Here is a 15,992-nt window from a genome sequence, read left to right on the forward strand (position 1 = left end):
ACGGCGGCACTGGTGGCGAGGCGCCACATCGACCTGCTTCGCGTGTGCAGCGCGTCCTGTTGACCCGCACCTCCGCAGCTCGCGGCCGCTGACCGGCCGCCCATCCCCCCGTCACCCGGCATCGGCGCCGGACGACCCTGCCCTGCCGGACGATCCCTGCCCGCCGGACGACTTCGCCCGCCGGACGACACCTGCCGGACGACCCTGCCCCTTGCCGGACGACGCCGCCCTTTGCCGGACGACGCCCTTTGCCGGACGACCCCTGCCCTTCTTCCCTCGTACCTCCGGAGGTGACGCATGTCCGCCGACCTGCTCGACCCGCCCCGTTCCGCCCTCCCCGACCTCGCCGGCCCGGCGCCCGCCGCGCGGCCGCGCCCGGCCGCCGCGCTGGCCGCCGCGCTCGGGCTGCTGCGCCGGGCGCGCAAGATCAGCGGGCTGGTCGCCGTCCTCGCGCTGTGGGAGCTCTCCGCCCGCGCGGGCTGGCTCGGCAGCACGACGCCGCCGCTCAGCGACGTCGCCGTGCGCGGCTGGGAGATGGCGTCGTCCGGCGAGCTGTTCGAGAACCTCGGCGTCTCGCTGCTGCGCGTGCTGAAGGGGCTCGCGATCGGGCTGCCGCTCGGGCTGGTGCTCGGCCTGCTGTCCGGGCTGTTCCGGATCAGCGAGGACGTCATCGACGCGCCCGTCCAGGCCGTCCGGATGCTGCCGCACCTGGCGCTCGTCCCGCTGTTCATCATCTGGTTCGGGATCGGCGAGACGTCCAAGGTCGGGCTGATCGCTGTCGGCGTCGTGTTCCCGCTCTACATCAACGTGTTCCACGGGATCAGGGGCGTGGACGAGCGGCTCGTCGAGTCCGCGCGCACCTGCGGCCTCGGGCGGATCGGGCTGGTGCGGAAGGTCGTCCTGCCCGGGGCGCTGCCGCAGATCCTCGTCGGGCTGCGGCTGTCGCTCGGCGTCGCGTGGCTGACGCTCGTCGTCGTCGAGCAGTCCGCGACCGCCAGCGGGATCGGCTTCGTCATCAACCAGGCCACCCAGTTCCTCCAGATGGACACGGTCTTCGTGGTGCTCGTCGTCTACGCCCTGCTCGGCGTGTCGACGGACCTGCTCGTCCGCCTCATCGAACGCCGCGCCCTGGCCTGGCGGAGGGGACTGGTGGCCCGATGACCGCAGCGAAGCGAGGATCTTCGGGCCACCGGCTCGGAGGTCTGGGGGTCGTCCCCCAGAAGGGCAGGGCCCGATGACCGCAGCGAAGCGAGGATCTTCGGGCCGTCGGCTCGGGGGTCTGGGGGGCCTCCCCCAGAAGGGCAGGACGCGATGACCACGGCGGTGCGGAACGAGGTGCGGGTTCGCGGGTTGCGGCGGGTGTTCGGGGAGCGGGCTGTCCTGGACGGCGTGGACCTCGACATCGCGCCCGGCGAGTTCGTCGCGCTGCTCGGCGCGAGCGGCTCGGGCAAGAGCACGCTGCTGCGGGCGCTCGCCGGGCTGGACGGCGAGGGCGGCGGCGAGATCGACGTCCCGGACAAGCGCGCCGTCGTCTACCAGGAGCACCGGCTGCTCCCGTGGAGCCGGGTGTGGAACAACGTCGTCCTCGGACTGCAAGGCCGGGACCTGCGCAAACGCGCCGAGGCGGCGCTCGGCGAGGTCGGCCTCACGGCGCACGCGGACGCCTGGCCGCTCACCCTGTCGGGCGGCGAGTCGCAGCGGGTCGCGCTCGCCCGCGCCCTCGTCCGGACGCCCGACCTGCTGCTGCTCGACGAGCCGTTCGGCGCGCTGGACGCGCTGACCCGGCTCACCGCCCAGGCGCTCGTCGCCGACCTGTGGGCCGAGCACCGGCCCGCCGTCCTGCTCGTCACCCACGACGTCGAGGAGGCGCTCCTGCTCGCCGACCGCGCGCTGCTGCTCGCGGACGGCCGGATCGCGCGGGAGTACGTCGTCGACCTTCCCCGGCCCCGGTCGCTGGACGACCCCCGGTTCATCGCGCTGCGGCGCGACCTGCTCGACGGGCTCGGCGTCCGCGCCGTCGCAACGGCCCGAACCGTTACTGCCAAGGAGGCACGATGACCGATCTGACCACCGATGTTCTCGTCGCGGGAGGCGGGCCCGCGGGTGCGTGGGCCGCGATCAAGGCGGCGGAGGCGGGCGCGAGCGTCGTCCTCGCCGACAAGGGCTACCTCGGGACGAGCGGCGCGACCGCGTCCGGCGGCACCGGCGTCTGGTACGTCGAGCCGGAGCCGGAGGCCCGGGAGAAGGCGATGGCCAGCCGGGAGGGGCTCGGCGGCTACCTCGCCGACCGGGACTGGATGGCCCGCGTCCTCGACCAGACGTACGCGAACATGAACGAGCTGGCCGAGGTCTCCAAGTACCCGTTCCCGGTGGACGCGGACGGACGCCAGATCCGGCGCGGCCTGCAAGGGCCCGAGTACATGCGGCGGATGCGCGTGCGGGTGCGCCGCGCGGGCGTGCGCGTCCTCGACCACAGCCCGATCACCGAGCTGCTCGCGGACGGCTCGGGCGCCGTCGCGGGAGCGGCCGGGCACCACCTGCGCGACGACCGCCCGTTCCAGGTCAAAGCCGGTGCGGTGGTGCTAGCGACGGGCGGCTGCGCGTTCCTCAGCAAGGCGCTCGGCTGCGACGTCAACACCGGCGACGGCGCGCTGTTCGCCGCCGAGGCGGGCGCCGAGCTGTCGGGGATGGAGTTCTCCAACGCCTACGCGATCGCCCCGGCGTTCACGTCCGTGACGAAGACGGCGTTCTACTCGTTCGCCACCTTCTACCACGCGGACGGGACGGTCCTGGAGGGCGCGGGCAGCCAGCGCGGCCGGTCGGTCATCGCGCGGACGCTGCTCACCGAGCCCGTCCTGTGCCGCATCGACCGGGCGACGCCGGAGGAGCAGCTCGCGATGCGGCTCGCGCAGGCGAACTTCTTCCTCCCGTTCGACCGGCAGGGCATCGACCCGTTCCACGACCTGTTCCCGGTGACGCTGCTCGCGGAGGGGACCGTGCGCGGCACCGGCGGCATCCGGATCACCGGGCCGGACTGCTCGACGACCGTCCCCGGCCTGTTCGCGGCGGGCGACGCCGCGACCCGCGAGCTGATCTGCGGCGGGTTCACCGGCGGCGGCAGCCACAACTCGGCGTGGGCGATGTCGTCCGGGACGTGGGCCGGGCAGGGCGCGGCGCGGCACGCGGCGGCGCTCGGCGGACGGGCCGGACGCCGCTCCGTGCGGCCGCTCGGCGAGGCGGGCATCCGCCCGGCCGGGCGTCCGGCCGGCGGGCACGCGGAGTACGTGGCCGCCGTCCAGGCGGAGGTGCTGCCGTACGAGAAGAACCTGCTGCGGCACGGCGACCGCCTCGCGCCCGCCCTGGAGTCCCTCGACGGGACCTGGCGCGACCTGCGCGAATCGCTCGTCGAGGACGGCGCCGGGACGGTCCGGGCGCGGTCGGCCGCCGCGATGACCGCGCACGCCCGCTGGATGTACACCGCCGCCCTCGCCCGGACGGAGACGCGCGGCATGCACAAGCGCCAGGACCTGCCCGACCAGGACCCGGCGCAGCACCACCGCCTCGTCACCGGCGGCCTCGACGACGTCTGGACCCGCCCGGAGACCGCCGAGGCGGCCCCCGCGGCGCGGGCGGAGGCATTGGCGGTGGCCTCGTGATCGAGATCGTCTCGCGGGAGCGCTGCATCGCCTGCGACAAGTGCATCGAGGTCTGCCCGACGAACGTGTTCGACCGGGGCGCCGACGGCATCCCGGTGATCGACCGGCAGAGCGACTGCCAGACCTGCTTCATGTGCGAGGCGTACTGCCCGGTCGACGCCCTGTTCGTCGACCCGCGCTCGCATCCGCTGCCCGAGAAGCCGGACGAGGCGGAACTCGCCGCGGACGGCCTGCTCGGCAGCTACCGCAAGCAGATCGGCTGGGGCCGGGGCCGCGTCCCCGGCGCCAAGCTCGCGATCGGCCCGTCCCTGGACCGGGCCGCCCGCGCGCCCCTCACCTCCTGAGAGAACCCCCTTCGAGAAAGGCACCACCGTGAAAATCACCCGGGTCCTGACCGCCGGCCTGATCGTCCTGGCCGCGACGGCGTGCGGCTCGTCCGCGGGCGGCGGGGACTCCGCGACGCTGCGCGTCGGCGTGATCGGCTCGGGCGTCGGCAACAAGCTCACCCGCGCCGTCGGATTCCTCGACGAGCGCGGGGAGCTGCTGCCCGAGCTGAAGGCGGCCGGGATCGGCAAGATCCAGGTCGCGACGTTCCAGAACGGCCCCGACCTGAACCAGGCGCTCGCGGGCGGATCCCTCGACATCGGCATGTACGGGGACACCCCGGCGATCATCGGCCGGGGCCAGGGGCTGCCGACCCGGCTCGTCTCGCTGAACTCGGTCCGGCTGGACGCCGCGATCGTCGCGAAGAAGGACGGCGGGCCTGCGTCCCTCAAGGACCTTGAGGGCAAGCGGATCGGCGTGCAGACCGGCTCGTACATCCACCGCTACCTGCTCGGCGCGCTCCAGCAGGCGGGGGTGAAGCCGAAGCAGATCATCCACATGTACACGCCCGCGATCATCGCGGCGCTGGAGAAGAACTCGATCGACGCGGGCGGCCTGGTCTCCGCCGACCAGGCGGCCGAGGAGAAGAAGGGCTACCGGTCGATCGACGTCGCCTCCCGCGACCACCCGGACCTGCTCGGCACGTCCGCCACCGTGGTCACGGAGAAGTACCTGGCCGGGCACAAGGACATCGTGAAGGTGTGGCAGCGGGCGGAGACGAAGGCCGCCGCCGTCGCGAAGGCGAACTGGCCCGCCTACACCGCGTTCGTCGCGCGCACCGGCGGCTACGCGCCCGACATCAGCGTCAAGACGACCTTGAAGGAGCAACTTCCGGACGCGCCGTTCACTCCGGAAGGCCTGAAGCTCCTCAACGGGACGAAGGCGTTCCTCGTCGAGCAGAAACTCGTCCGCAAGGACTTCACGCTCGACTCGTGGTTCGCCCCGCAGGCCGGAGCACGCCAGGGTTAGCGTTGGGCAAAACCCATTGACTTGAGGCGCGTGAAATTTCTTCCTGTGATCGTCGTGGCTCACCGGAGGAGCGCGTTTTGGACGAGCCCCGCGGGTGCCCCCGCGGGGCCTCGTTCTCCTGGTACACCTACTCGCCCACGCGGGTGCGCCACCCGCACGCGCCCGGTACCAGTCGGCGCGCGGGCGCGGCGGCCTCGTCCGGATCGGCTGGGACGAGGCCCTGGAGATCGCCGCCGCCCGTCTCCGCAGCTGGAGCAGGTCGAACTCGCGGGGCCGCACCGCCCTGACCCCGTTCGCGGTCAGGGCCGTGGTGTATCCGTGCGCGCCGAGCACGGCGACCAAGTCCGAACCGAGTCGAAATCGTCTTCGACGATCAGGAGTTCGTAGGTCACAAACTCATTCTAGGACGAGTGAATTGCGGGCAACCGACACGGTATCCGCACACTATCCGCACAGGACGGACGCCTGCTCGGACGCCCGGCGGCGTCCAATGGAGCATGCGCGTGAAGATGATCCTCCCGGCCCTGACCGAGGCGACCTCGCCGTTCTTCCGGCCGATCAAGTATTCGCTGTTCCCGCCGCTCGGCCTCGCCACGCTCGCCGGCTACCTCGACCCGGACGACGAGGTGACGCTGACCGACGAGCACGTGCAGCGGGTCGACACCTCCGACGAGCCCGACCTCGTGGTGATCCAGGTCTACATCACCTCGGCGCGGCGCTCCTACGAGCTCGCCGACCTCTATCGCGCCCGCGGAGCCTACGTCTGCCTGGGCGGGCTGCACGTCACCTCGCTCCCGAACGAGGCGTCCGCGCACGCCGACACCGTCTTCCTCGGGCCGGGCGAGGACACCTGGCCGCGGTTCCTCGCCGACTTCCGCGCCGGGCGCCCGGCGCCGCGGTACGAGTCGACGGAGCGGACGCTCGCCGCGCTGCCGCCGATCCGCCGCGACCTGATCGCCCGCGAGCGGTACCTCGTGCCGAACTCGATCGTCGTGTCGCGCGGCTGCCCGCACGTGTGCGACTTCTGCTACAAGGAGGCGTTCTTCGAGGGCGGGAAGTCGTTCTACACGCAGACCGTCGACGCCGCGCTCGCCGAGATCGACCGGCTGCCCGGACGGCACCTGTACTTCCTGGACGACCACCTGTTCGGCAACGCCAGGTTCGCGTCCGCGCTGTTCGACGGGATGCGCGGGATGGGACGGCTCTGGCAGGCCGCGGGAACGGTGCAGGCGGTGCTCCGCCCCGGCCTCCTCGAAAAGGCCGTCGAATCAGGGCTCCGCAGTTTGTTCGTCGGTTTCGAGACGGTCAACGCCGCCAATCTGACGGAGCAGCGGAAATGGCAGAACATCGACCGCGACTACGACGCGGTCGTCCGCCGGCTGCACGACAACGGCGTTATGGTCAACGGCAGCTTCGTCTTCGGGATGGACGAGGACGACCCCGGCGTCTTCGACCGCACCGTGGAATGGGCGGTCGGCCGGGGAATCGAGACGGCCACCTTCCACATCCTCACGCCCTACCCCGGCACGCGGCTCTACGACCGCATGGCGAAGGCGGGCCGCCTCCTCCATTCCGACTGGTCCAGCTACGACACCCGGACCGTCGTGTTCAAGCCCGCGAAGATGACCCCCCAGCAGTTGGAGGACGGCTACCAACGCGCCTACCGCGACTTCTACCGGTGGGGGTCGATCCTGCGCGGCGCCGCCACCAAGCCGACGCTGCGCGGAAAGGCCAGGCACGCCGCCTACGCCGGCGGGTGGAAGAAATTCGAACCCGCCTGGGACCTGGTCATCCGCGCGAAAAGGGCGGGCCGCGCGCTGCCGATCCTGGAGGCGGTCCTCTCGGGATTCGGCGCGCGTCCCGCGCGAACGGCCGATTCCATTCCCGAAGGACGGTGTGTGTCCGCGCCGTCACGCAGTAGGTTGGGCCGCGCGCGGCGCTGGGCGTCGCCGGGTGGATCGCCGAGTGGGTCGCCGGGTGAGAGGAGTCGCGGTGCGTCTCGGAGCGGAGGTCGGCGGCCGGTACCGGCTGATCAAGGGGCCCATCCGCGGGGGGACGGGTGAGGTCTGGCTCGCCGACGACCCCGAACTCGGGCGCCGCGTGGTGTTGAAGCGGGCGAGGCTGGACGGCGCCGGGCCCGGCGCGTTCGACCGGCTGCGGTCGGAGGCCCGCGCGCTGGCGCGGTTCAGCCATCCGCACGTGGTCACGCTGTACGACGCCGTCCGGGTGCGCACCGACGACGAGGACACCTCGTGGCTCGTCCTTGAGTACGTGCCCGGCGGCAGCCTGGACGCCTGGCCCCCGATGCGGCCGGAGACCGCGGCCCGCGTCGGCGCGCAGATCGCGTCGGCGCTGTCGGCCCTGCACGCCGAGGGCATCGTGCACTGCGACGTCAAGCCGGGCAACATCGTCGTCACCGACGACGGGACGGCCAAGCTCACCGACTTGGGCGCCGCCTACCGGTTCGGCGGCCGGGAGACGATCACGCGGAACGGGTCGGTCAGCCACACGCCCGCCTACGCCGCGCCCGAGGTCGTGCGCGGCCGTCCCGAACCGGCGTCGGACGTGTTCTCGCTCGGCGCGACCGTCCAGGCGCTGGTCACCGGCGCGCCGCCCGGCGACCCGGCGGCGCGCGGCGCCGACCTCGGGCCGCTCGCCGGGGTCGTCGCGGCGCTGCTGCGGCCCGAGCCGGGCGGCCGGCCCGACCCCGCCGAGGCGCGGCGGCTGCTGGAGGAGGTGGCGGGCACGGCCGAGCCGGAGCGCCCCGGCTACGCCGCCCCGACCGAGGACGACTCGTCCGCCGAGGTCCGGACCACCCAGCCGTGGCGCCGTCCGGTGGCGTTCGCGCGGCGGCACCCGGTGGCCGTCTCGGCGGCGGGCGCGGTCGTCGCGTTAGGGGTCGCGCTCGCGATCGTGGTCCCGTCGTCCGGCGGCACGGCCCCGGCGAAGCCGAGACCGAAGCCGGTGTCGCTGATCGGCGACCCGCGCACCGCCGACCCGTGCGCGCTGACCGACCCGTCCGCGCTCCGCAGGTACGGCGGGACGGAGCTCGACAACGACTACGGCAACTTCGACCGGTGCGACGTCCTCGTGTCCACCGGCGGCGACGGCGAGGTCGACGTCAAGTTCGACCTCGACACGGGCGGCGGGCCGGAGACGGCCGGACCGGCGCGGACGATCGGGCGCGTCCGCGTCGTCGAGGACCGCGCCGAGGACGACTTCTGCGGCCGGATCCTCGTCCTGCCTCCCCCGGACTCCGGCACCACCATCCTGGTCGACGCGCACCAGACGGAGGGCCGTCCCGTCGCGCTCTGCCCCATCGCCGAGACCGCCGCCGTCCGCGCGGTCGCGGCGCTGAACCGCGGCCCGCTCGCGCGGCGGTCGCCGCCGTATCCGGCGCGGTCGCTGGCGCACCGGAACGCCTGCGCGATGCTCGGGCCGGGCGCGCTCGACATCGTCCCCGGAATCAACGCGGCGGAGCCGGACGTCGGTTTCGGCGGCTGGAGCTGCGAGTGGGGGAGCACCACCCGCGACATCGACATCCACCTGCTCTTCGACCGCGGCCAGCCGCCCACCGCCGCCGACGACGGGAACCCCACCCGGCTGCGGGGGCGTCCCGCGTTCGTCCAGCCGAAGGGCGACGGCGACGGGACGTGCGTGGTCCGCGTCGTCCACCGGACCTACTCCGACCAGCACGGCGACGAGGCGGTCGAGCTGCTGTACCTCGTCGCGCGCGGCGAGCCGCCCGTCAAGGAGCTGTGCGCGATGGCGACGACCCTGGCCGACGCGGCGGCCGCCCAGCTCCCCGCGTGAACCCGCCCGCTACCCGCCGATGTCGTCCAGGTGGGACGTGCGGAGCATCGTGTGGACGAGCAGCACGTTGATCAGGTTGTGGTTGAGCGCGTTGCCGATCGGCGGCGGGATGTCCTCCTCGCGGAGGCCGCCGACGTACGGGCTGAGCCGCATCCGGACGCCGGTGACGACCCGCGCGGCCCGCTTGTCGTTCCACTTCTCCTCGGGGCGGAGGCGGCCCAGCTCGTCGGCCACCTGCGCCCAGGTGAGCGGCTGCGGCCACGGCTCCTGCCGCAGGTAGCGCTGCGCGAGGCAGACCAGGACGAGCTTCTCCTGCTCGGTCAGGTACCAGGGGTTGCCGCCGTGCGCCTCCTCCGGGTCGAGCTGCGGGTCGTAGGTCTCGACCTCGTGCGCGTCGACCGGGCCGGCCCCCGACGACCCGGCGGCGATGCGCACTTCGAGCAGGTGCTCCTGCCCCGGCGCGACGATGAACAGCGGCAGGTACGTGACCGGCAGCTCCGCCCGGTGCCCGCCGAGCACGAGCCGCGCGCCGGGGAACCGGATCGCGAGCCTGCCCTCGTTGTAGAGCACCCAGCGCGAGTGCTCGCGGGTGATGACGCCGTGCCTGCGGCTGACGCGCTTGTCGTCGCCGCCGACGCAGACGTGGACGTCGGGCTCGCAGCGTCCGAACACGACGGTGAAGCGGGAGTCCGGGGACACCCGCATCCCGCCGTTCGTCCCCCGGACGAACAGCGTGCCGGGCTCGGCCGGCGGCAGACCGGTGGCGAGGCTCCCGAAACCCTTCGGCAGGATGTCGACCTTGCCCGGCGGCTTGCGTGTCGTCATCGGCATGCGACCCGTCCTCTCCGCGCGTCGTGCCCGCGCGTCCGCTCCGCACGCGCGTCCGCGCTCAGCGTAACCCCCGGCCGCGGGAGGGGTCCCGCCGTCGGTGTGGCAGGACCGGGAGGAGACGTCCCTGCCGGTGCTGGTGCTCACCGGCTACGGGTGGGACGAGCGCGGTCAGGAGTTGGCGGGGACGGTGCTGATGACCTTCCCCTTCAGGTTCACGGCGAGGTAGCCGCCGCCGTAGTCGTCGGTGAGGTAGACGAGCATGGTGGGGGCGTTGCCGTTGAACGTCCAGGCGGCCCGGACGATGATGTACCGGTTGGTGGGCTTCGGCACCTTCAGCGTGCGCGCGGCGCGGGTCAGCAGGGACGGCAGCGCCTCCCAGTTGAACGTCTTGAGGTCGACCTTGGCGTCGCCGGTGGTGATGGCGACGCTCGGACGGCTCCGCACCGCCGCGTCCGCGCCCTTCTCGTAGGTGTAGTTGTCGAAGGCGGAGCGGCGCCCGGCGACGGGCGCGTCGGCGGAGGCGCGGTCCGGGTAGACGGAGAACTCGGCGAACTTCGTGCTGCCCGACGCCGTCTCGAACTTCTTGATCACGGCGCGGATCGCGGCGGGGGTCAGCAGCGTCGCGACCCGGGTGCCGCCGCCTCCGCTCCCCCGCGCGGTCGTCGTGGGCGCCGCCCCCGTCCGGGCGCCGGGACCGGCCGCCGCCGCGCCGCGGGTCGCGTCCATGATCTTCGGGACGACGATGACCAGCGTCGCGATCAGCGCCACGACCGCGGACACCGCGATCCCGGCGGCGATCCCGACGAGCCACCGCGCCCCGTTGCGGCGCGGCCGCTGCATGGAGCCCGTGGTGGTGTGCGGCGGGGAGGCAGGCGTGTGCAGGGGGTTCGGGTGGGTGCCGGGGCCGGGCGGCGGCGTGGGGAAGGCCGGCGGCGGCGTGGGGAAGGCGGGCGGCGGCGGGAACGCCAGGCCCGGCGCTGTGGTGACGGCGTCGGCGGCCTGCGCGAACATCTGGTCGAGCTGCGCCGCCGCCGGACGCGCCGCCGGTTCCCGCACCAGCAGCGCCTGGAGCACGGGCGCCAACTGCCCGGCGCGCTGCGGCGGCGGGATCGCCGCGGTCATGACGGCGGCGAGCGTCGCGGCGGCAGTCGGACGGCGCAGCGGGTTGTGCCCCTCCACCGCCACGTACAGCAGCAGGCCGAGCGACCACAGGTCGGAGGCGGGGTCGCCCTCCGTCCCGTGCAGCCGCTCCGGCGCGATGTACTCCGGCGACCCGACGAGCCCGCCGGTCGCGGTGACGCGGGACGCCTCCTCCAGCACCGCGATGCCGAAGTCGGTGAGGACGGGCGTGCCGTCCGTCCGCATCAGGACGTTCGCGGGCTTGACGTCGCGGTGGCAGATCCCGGCCTCGTGCGCGGCCCGCAGCGCGGCGAGGACCCCGCGTCCGACGACCGCGCCCTCGCCGGGCGTGAGCGGCCCGGACCCGAGCCTGTCCTGCAGCGACCTCCCCCGGACGAGCTCCATCACCAGCCACGGGTGCGGCATGTCCGGCGAGTCCACGATGTGGTGGATGGTCACCACGTTGGGGTGGTCGAGGCGGGCGAGCGCCCGCGCCTCCCGCATGACGCGCTCGCGCATCATCGCCGCGACGCCCGGGTCCTGGTGGGACGGCTCGGCGTCGGCGAGGCGCACCTCCTTCAGCGCGACCTCGCGCTCCAGCGCCAGGTCGAAGGCGCGCCAGACGGTGCCCATGCCCCCGCTGCCGAGCCGTCCGCGCAGCTCGAAGCGCCCGTCGATCACCACCCGCTCAGCCGTCACGGCGCACAGCCTAGAACGAGCGGCTCCCGAAACGCCCGGAGTGTCCGGCATTCGGGCTGCCGCCCGTCCCCGGCTCCCCGCGTTCAGACGAAGCGCTGGCGGAGTTCGCCGATGCCCTCGACGTAGCTGACCAGCTCGTCGCCCGGGGCGAGCCAGCGCTGCGGGGAGCGGCCGAGGCCGACCCCGGCGGGCGTCCCGGTGAAGACGAGGTCGCCGGGCAGCAGCGGCAGCACCGCCGACAGCCGCTCGATCAACAGCGGGATGGAGAAGATCAACTCCCGGGTGCGGGCCTTCTGGACGTCCTCGCCGTTGATGGCCGAGCCGAGCGCGAGGTCGTCGGGGTCGGCGAACTCGTCCGGGGTGACGACCCACGGCCCGGTCGGCGCGAAGCCGGGGAACGACTTGCCGAGGCTGAACTGCGGCGCGGGCCCGGCGAGCTGGGACACCCGCTCGGAGATGTCCTGGCCGACGGTCAGGCCCGCGATGTGGTCCCAGGCGTCCGCCGCCGCGACGTTCCGCGCCCGCCGTCCGATGACGGCGACGAGCTCGACCTCCCAGTCGGTGTTGCCGCCGGGCGGCAGGGCCACCTCGGTGACCGGGCCGGTGATGCTCGTCGCGAACTTGGTGAACACCGGGGGCAGGCCGTCCGGGACGTCGAACCCGGACTCGGCCGCGTGGTCGCGGTAGTTGAGGCCGATCGCGAAGACCTGGCGGGGCTCGGGCACGGGCGCGCCGAGGTCCGCTTGGTCGAAGGCCGCGCCCGCGGCTTCCGAGGCGGTGGCCGCCCATGCGCGGAAGGCGTCCCAGTCCTGGTAGGCGGCCTGCGGGTCGGGGCCGAACCGGCCGCCGCTCGCCGTCTCCACGTCCACCGCGCGCTCTCCGACGATCACGACCGAGCGACCTGCGAGGTTGCCGACGCGCACCCGTCCTCCTAATTCGTCATGATGATTAGGGCGATAATGCTCCCTGATCAGACGGGACGTCAAGCCCGGCCCCTGATAATGTCCATGCTGAATTAAGGGGAGGAGGACTCCGTGCGCGCTGACACCCCCTCACCCGCCGGCGGGCGGGCGGAGCTGGCCGCGGACCGCGTCGCGGGCCTCGTCCGGTCCGCCGAGCCCGGGGCGCGGCTCGGGACGAAGAACGAGCTGCGCGCGCTGTGCGGGGTCTCGGTCAGCACGTTCAACGAGGCGCTGCGGCTGCTCCAGGCGCGCGGGCTGGTGTCGGTCCGGCCCGGGCCCGGCGGCGGGCTGTTCGCCGCCGAGCAGTCGCCGATGGTGCGGCTCGGCAACTCGATGCTGTCCCTGAACGCCGACCGGACGTCCGTCGCCGAGGCCATCCGCATCCGCGACGCGCTCGACCCGCTCCTCATCGAGGACGCCCTGTGGCACGCCTCCCCCGCCGACGTCGCCGACATGCGCGCGATCCTCGACGAGATGGGCGTCGCCGCCGACGCCGCGGACGCCACCGCGTTCACCCGCGCCAACTGGCGGCTGCACGCGCGGATCGCGGCGGTCAGCCCGCACGTCCTGCTGCGCTCCCTCTACGCCAACCTGCTGGACCTCATCGAGGGGCACACGCTGCGCGTCCTGCCGGACGGCGTCCGCCCGCTGCCGCCGTACCTGCGCGAACGCCACCGCCTGCACACCGACCTCGTGGACACCCTGGCGCGCCACGACCGCGACGCGGCGATGCGCCTGATCCACGACCACAAGACGGGCGAGCCCTCGTCCTGAACGGCGGCCGTCCTAACGGAGGCTGTGGACGCAGGCGAGCAGGGTGCGCGCCTCGATGTTGAGGTAGTGCTTGTGCTCGACCAGGTCCATGAGCTGGCGGACGGTCACCCAGCGGAAGTCCGGCGGCACGTCGAGCGGGAAGTCGGCGCCGACGTCGATCACCCGGTACCGCGTCCGCGCGTGGAAGAACCGCCCGCCCTCCTCGGACAGGACGGTGTCGAACCGCAGCCGCGCCGGGTCCTCGGTCGACGCCTCGGCGGCGAACGGCGCGGTGCGGCCCGGCTCGCCGTCCGCGGGCAGTTGGACGGTCGGCCCGATCTCCACGAGGTCGGGCAGCCCCGCCTGCGGCCGGGCCCGCGCCAGCAGGTGCAGCGCGCCGCCGATCGGGCGCGCGAGGAACGCCGACATCCCGATGCCGAGCGGTTCGAGCAGCGGCTGCGACCACGAGGCGACCTCCCGGCTCCCGGCCGTGACCCGCGCGCCGATGACGCGGAAGGGGCCGCCGCCGTCCGCGGCCAGCTCGTCGGGGCCCGCCGTCCAGCCGGGGACGTCCTTCAGCGGGACGGCCGCCACCCGCCAGTCGCAGGCGCTCCGCGCCTCGGTGAACCAGCTCAGGACCTCCGCCCGGCCGAACAGCGCCGCCGCGCGGTCGTGGGAACGGCGCAGCGCGTCGGTGAATTCGTCGCGCGGAGCGCCGTGGCCCGCGTCGGGCGGAAGGCAGGAAAGGACGGTCCTGATGTCCATGCCGACGACGTTGTCCAGGACCAGCAGTTCATCTATCTCGGCGCGCGTCATCCAGCGGAAGTCGGGATGATCGGGTATGTCCCCGGCGGCCTCGACGACGATGTTGCGGTTCCGTTTCCGCAGGAACCACGAGCCCTGTTCGGACTGGAGGACGTCGACCACGGGACGGCCCCGTCCCGCGCCTCGGAAATGCTCCAGATAACGCGTCTTCCGGCCGCCGTGAACGCGCGTGTAGTTGCTGCGGGTCGCCTGGACGGTCGGCGCGAGTTGCAGCGTGTTGATGTTGCCCGGCTCCATCTTCGCCTGCACGAGATACCGCCGGACGCCGTCGGTCTCCCTGGTCAGAAGGCCGAGAATGCCGATCTCCGGCTGGTTCAGGATCGGCTGCGCGGCGCGGAGCCCGCTGTCGTCCTCCACCCGGATGCCCGCCACCGCGAAGAACCGCCCGCTGTCGTGCACGAGATTTCCGGTGCCAGCGTCGAATCCCCACGCGTCCAGCTCGGCGAAAGGCACGCGCGTCACCGAGCAGCGAATGGCGTGGGCCCGGTCGGCCAGCCATTCGCGGACGCCCGCGGAGCGGTTCGCATCGGTCACGGCGGACTGCGCTCCGGGCATGGCGGGCACTCCTTCGGTTCGGTTCAGCCCACCTCAGCGCCACCCGCTGAATTTCCGGCAACGCGGCGACAAAACACATGCTTTAGCGGTCGTTCAGCGCCCGCTTAGCGTTCCGTCTGAGCCTGAGTTCCGACACCGCAACCCCCGTATGGCCGATGCGACACAAGGCCATCGACCTTCTGCGAGGCGAGGATGCCGACCGGCAAGAGCGACGTCAGCGAGCTGGCGGTCTTCGGGGGGCCGCCGGCGTTCGACACTCCGCTCGTCACCGGCAGGCCGAGCCTGCCCGCCCGGGACGAGGCCCTCCGCCGCATCACCGCGTCGCTCGACGGGCGGCACTGGACCAACGGCGGCCCGCTGGTCGCCGAGCTGGAGCGCCGCTTCGCCGAGCTGACCGAGGTGCGGCACTGCCTCGCCGTCGCGAACGGCACGGTCGCCATCGAGGTGCTCGCCCGCGCGCTCGGGCTGTCCGGCGAGGTGATCGTCCCCTCCTTCACCTACGTCGCCACGGCCCACGCGCTGCAATGGCACGGCATCACCCCCGTGTTCTGCGACATCGACGCCGCCACGGGCAACCTCGACCCGGCCCGCGTCCGCGCGCTCATCACCCCCCGGACCAGCGCGATCATGGGCGTGCACCTGTGGGGGCGGCCGTGCGACGTCCCGGCCCTGGACGAGATCGCCGCCGAGCACGGGATCCCGCTGCTGTTCGACGCGGCGCACGCCGCGGGCTGCCGGTTCCGGGGCCGCCCGGTCGGCGCGCTCGGCCGCGCCGCCACCTTCAGCTTCCACCCGACGAAGGCCGTCAACTCCTTCGAGGGCGGCGCGATCGTCACCGACGACGACGACCTCGCCGACAGGATCCGCGCCATGCGCAACTTCGGCAACGACGCCGGGACGGTCCGCGGCGTCGGCGTCAACGCCCGCATGAACGAGATCTGCGCCGCGATGGCGATCACCTCGCTGGCGCATCTCGACGAGGTCATGGACGCCAACCGGCGCAACCACGTCCGGTACCGGGAGGCGCTCGCCGACGTCCCCGGCCTCACCGTCCGCGTGCCGGGTCCGGAGGAGTTCAACAACCTCCAGTACGCGGTCGTCGAGCTGGACGAAGGCTCCCGCGATCCCGACGACCCGGGCGGCCCGCGCCGCGACGACCTGCTCGCCGCGCTGCGGGCGGAGAACATCCTCGCCCAGACCTACTTCCACCCGGGATGCCACCGCCTCGCCCCCTACCGGGACCGGCCGGAGACGCACGCGCCCGCGCCGCTCCCCCGCACCGAGTCGCTCGGCCGCCGCGTCCTCGTGATGCCGACGGGAACCGCCGTCCGGCCGGACGACGTCGACCGCGTCTGCGACGTGCTCCGGCTCGCCGTGCGCGCGGGCGGCCGCCTGACCGCCGCCCACGCAGACCACTGATCCGCAG

At 73.4% G+C, this 15,992-nt stretch carries 13 protein-coding genes; 9 read left to right on the forward strand and 4 right to left on the reverse strand.

Annotated features, from left to right (window positions below):
• The first annotated feature begins 297 nt into the window (after positions 1 to 297).
• The 7 genes from FXF68_RS02825 to FXF68_RS02860 all read left to right on the forward strand — a co-directional run bounded on the left by FXF68_RS02825 (position 298) and on the right by FXF68_RS02860 (position 8,822).
• Positions 298 to 1,161, forward strand: coding sequence for an ABC transporter permease (locus FXF68_RS02825; protein WP_148757316.1), 864 nt, complete (start codon positions 298 to 300; stop codon positions 1,159 to 1,161).
• Between the two features lie 150 nt (positions 1,162 to 1,311).
• A complete protein-coding gene (locus FXF68_RS02830) occupies positions 1,312 to 2,058 on the forward strand; it encodes an ABC transporter ATP-binding protein (protein ID WP_148757317.1) in 747 nt (248 codons plus the stop codon).
• A complete protein-coding gene (locus tag FXF68_RS02835; protein WP_148757318.1) occupies positions 2,055 to 3,656 on the forward strand; it encodes an FAD-binding protein in 1,602 nt (533 codons plus the stop codon). Before FXF68_RS02830 ends, FXF68_RS02835 begins: the two co-directional genes overlap by 4 nt.
• Positions 3,653 to 4,000: a 4Fe-4S dicluster domain-containing protein gene (locus FXF68_RS02840; RefSeq protein WP_148757319.1), complete on the forward strand. Its 348-nt coding sequence runs from the start codon at positions 3,653 to 3,655 to the stop codon at positions 3,998 to 4,000. Before FXF68_RS02835 ends, FXF68_RS02840 begins: the two co-directional genes overlap by 4 nt.
• Positions 4,001 to 4,028: 28 nt before the next feature.
• Positions 4,029 to 5,009 carry an ABC transporter substrate-binding protein gene (locus FXF68_RS02845; RefSeq protein WP_148757320.1) on the forward strand — a complete coding sequence of 327 codons (981 nt, stop codon included), beginning with the start codon at positions 4,029 to 4,031 and terminating at the stop codon, positions 5,007 to 5,009.
• 509 nt (positions 5,010 to 5,518) lie between these two features.
• On the forward strand, positions 5,519 to 7,072 hold the full coding sequence (locus FXF68_RS02855; protein WP_246178420.1) for a B12-binding domain-containing radical SAM protein: 1,554 nt from the start codon (positions 5,519 to 5,521) through the stop codon (positions 7,070 to 7,072).
• Entirely contained in the window at positions 7,002 to 8,822 is a 1,821-nt protein-coding gene (locus tag FXF68_RS02860; protein ID WP_148757322.1) for a serine/threonine-protein kinase, read from the forward strand. Before FXF68_RS02855 ends, FXF68_RS02860 begins: the two co-directional genes overlap by 71 nt.
• Before the next feature lie 9 nt (positions 8,823 to 8,831).
• Here the strand turns inward: FXF68_RS02860 and FXF68_RS02865 are convergent, their stop codons facing one another.
• From FXF68_RS02865 to FXF68_RS02875, 3 genes are all read right to left on the reverse strand, one after another.
• On the reverse strand, positions 8,832 to 9,653 hold the full coding sequence (locus tag FXF68_RS02865; RefSeq protein ID WP_222869783.1) for an FHA domain-containing protein: 822 nt from the start codon (positions 9,651 to 9,653) through the stop codon (positions 8,832 to 8,834).
• Between the two features lie 168 nt (positions 9,654 to 9,821).
• Positions 9,822 to 11,471: a serine/threonine-protein kinase gene (locus FXF68_RS02870; RefSeq protein WP_246178197.1), complete on the reverse strand. Its 1,650-nt coding sequence runs from the start codon at positions 11,469 to 11,471 to the stop codon at positions 9,822 to 9,824.
• An 83-nt stretch (positions 11,472 to 11,554) separates the two neighbouring features.
• Positions 11,555 to 12,394: a fumarylacetoacetate hydrolase family protein gene (locus FXF68_RS02875; protein WP_148757324.1), complete on the reverse strand. Its 840-nt coding sequence runs from the start codon at positions 12,392 to 12,394 to the stop codon at positions 11,555 to 11,557.
• 111 nt (positions 12,395 to 12,505) lie between these two features.
• On the opposite strand from FXF68_RS02875, the gene FXF68_RS02880 reads away from it, so the two are divergent.
• A complete protein-coding gene (locus FXF68_RS02880; RefSeq protein ID WP_148757325.1) occupies positions 12,506 to 13,207 on the forward strand; it encodes a FadR/GntR family transcriptional regulator in 702 nt (233 codons plus the stop codon).
• A gap of 12 nt (positions 13,208 to 13,219) precedes the next feature.
• On the opposite strand, the gene FXF68_RS02885 is transcribed toward FXF68_RS02880, so the two are convergent.
• Entirely contained in the window at positions 13,220 to 14,566 is a 1,347-nt protein-coding gene (locus FXF68_RS02885) for an NDP-hexose 2,3-dehydratase family protein (protein WP_148757326.1), read from the reverse strand.
• Positions 14,567 to 14,758: 192 nt separating this feature from the next.
• Here FXF68_RS02885 and FXF68_RS02890 point away from each other — a divergent pair, with 192 nt between their 5' ends.
• Positions 14,759 to 15,985 carry an aminotransferase class I/II-fold pyridoxal phosphate-dependent enzyme gene (locus FXF68_RS02890; protein ID WP_148757327.1) on the forward strand — a complete coding sequence of 409 codons (1,227 nt, stop codon included), beginning with the start codon at positions 14,759 to 14,761 and terminating at the stop codon, positions 15,983 to 15,985.
• Positions 15,986 to 15,992: the final 7 nt, after the last annotated feature.

It is taken from the genome of Actinomadura decatromicini (genome assembly GCF_008121305.1).
Lineage (GTDB): Bacteria > Actinomycetota > Actinomycetes > Streptosporangiales > Streptosporangiaceae > Spirillospora > Spirillospora syzygii.

What these genes read in the sequence shown, in the direction of transcription:
- FXF68_RS02835 (WP_148757318.1), top strand. Translation starts at nt 2,055, where the DNA reads ATGACCGATCTGACCACCGATGTTCTCGTCGCGGGAGGCGGGCCCGCG.
- FXF68_RS02890 (WP_148757327.1), top strand. Translation starts at nt 14,759, where the DNA reads ATGCCGACCGGCAAGAGCGACGTCAGCGAGCTGGCGGTCTTCGGGGGG.
- FXF68_RS02865 (WP_222869783.1), bottom strand. Translation starts at nt 9,653, where the DNA reads ATGCCGATGACGACACGCAAGCCGCCGGGCAAGGTCGACATCCTGCCG.
- FXF68_RS02830 (WP_148757317.1), top strand. Translation starts at nt 1,312, where the DNA reads ATGACCACGGCGGTGCGGAACGAGGTGCGGGTTCGCGGGTTGCGGCGG.
- FXF68_RS02825 (WP_148757316.1), top strand. Translation starts at nt 298, where the DNA reads ATGTCCGCCGACCTGCTCGACCCGCCCCGTTCCGCCCTCCCCGACCTC.
- FXF68_RS02885 (WP_148757326.1), bottom strand. Translation starts at nt 14,566, where the DNA reads ATGCCCGGAGCGCAGTCCGCCGTGACCGATGCGAACCGCTCCGCGGGC.
- FXF68_RS02855 (WP_246178420.1), top strand. Translation starts at nt 5,519, where the DNA reads ATGATCCTCCCGGCCCTGACCGAGGCGACCTCGCCGTTCTTCCGGCCG.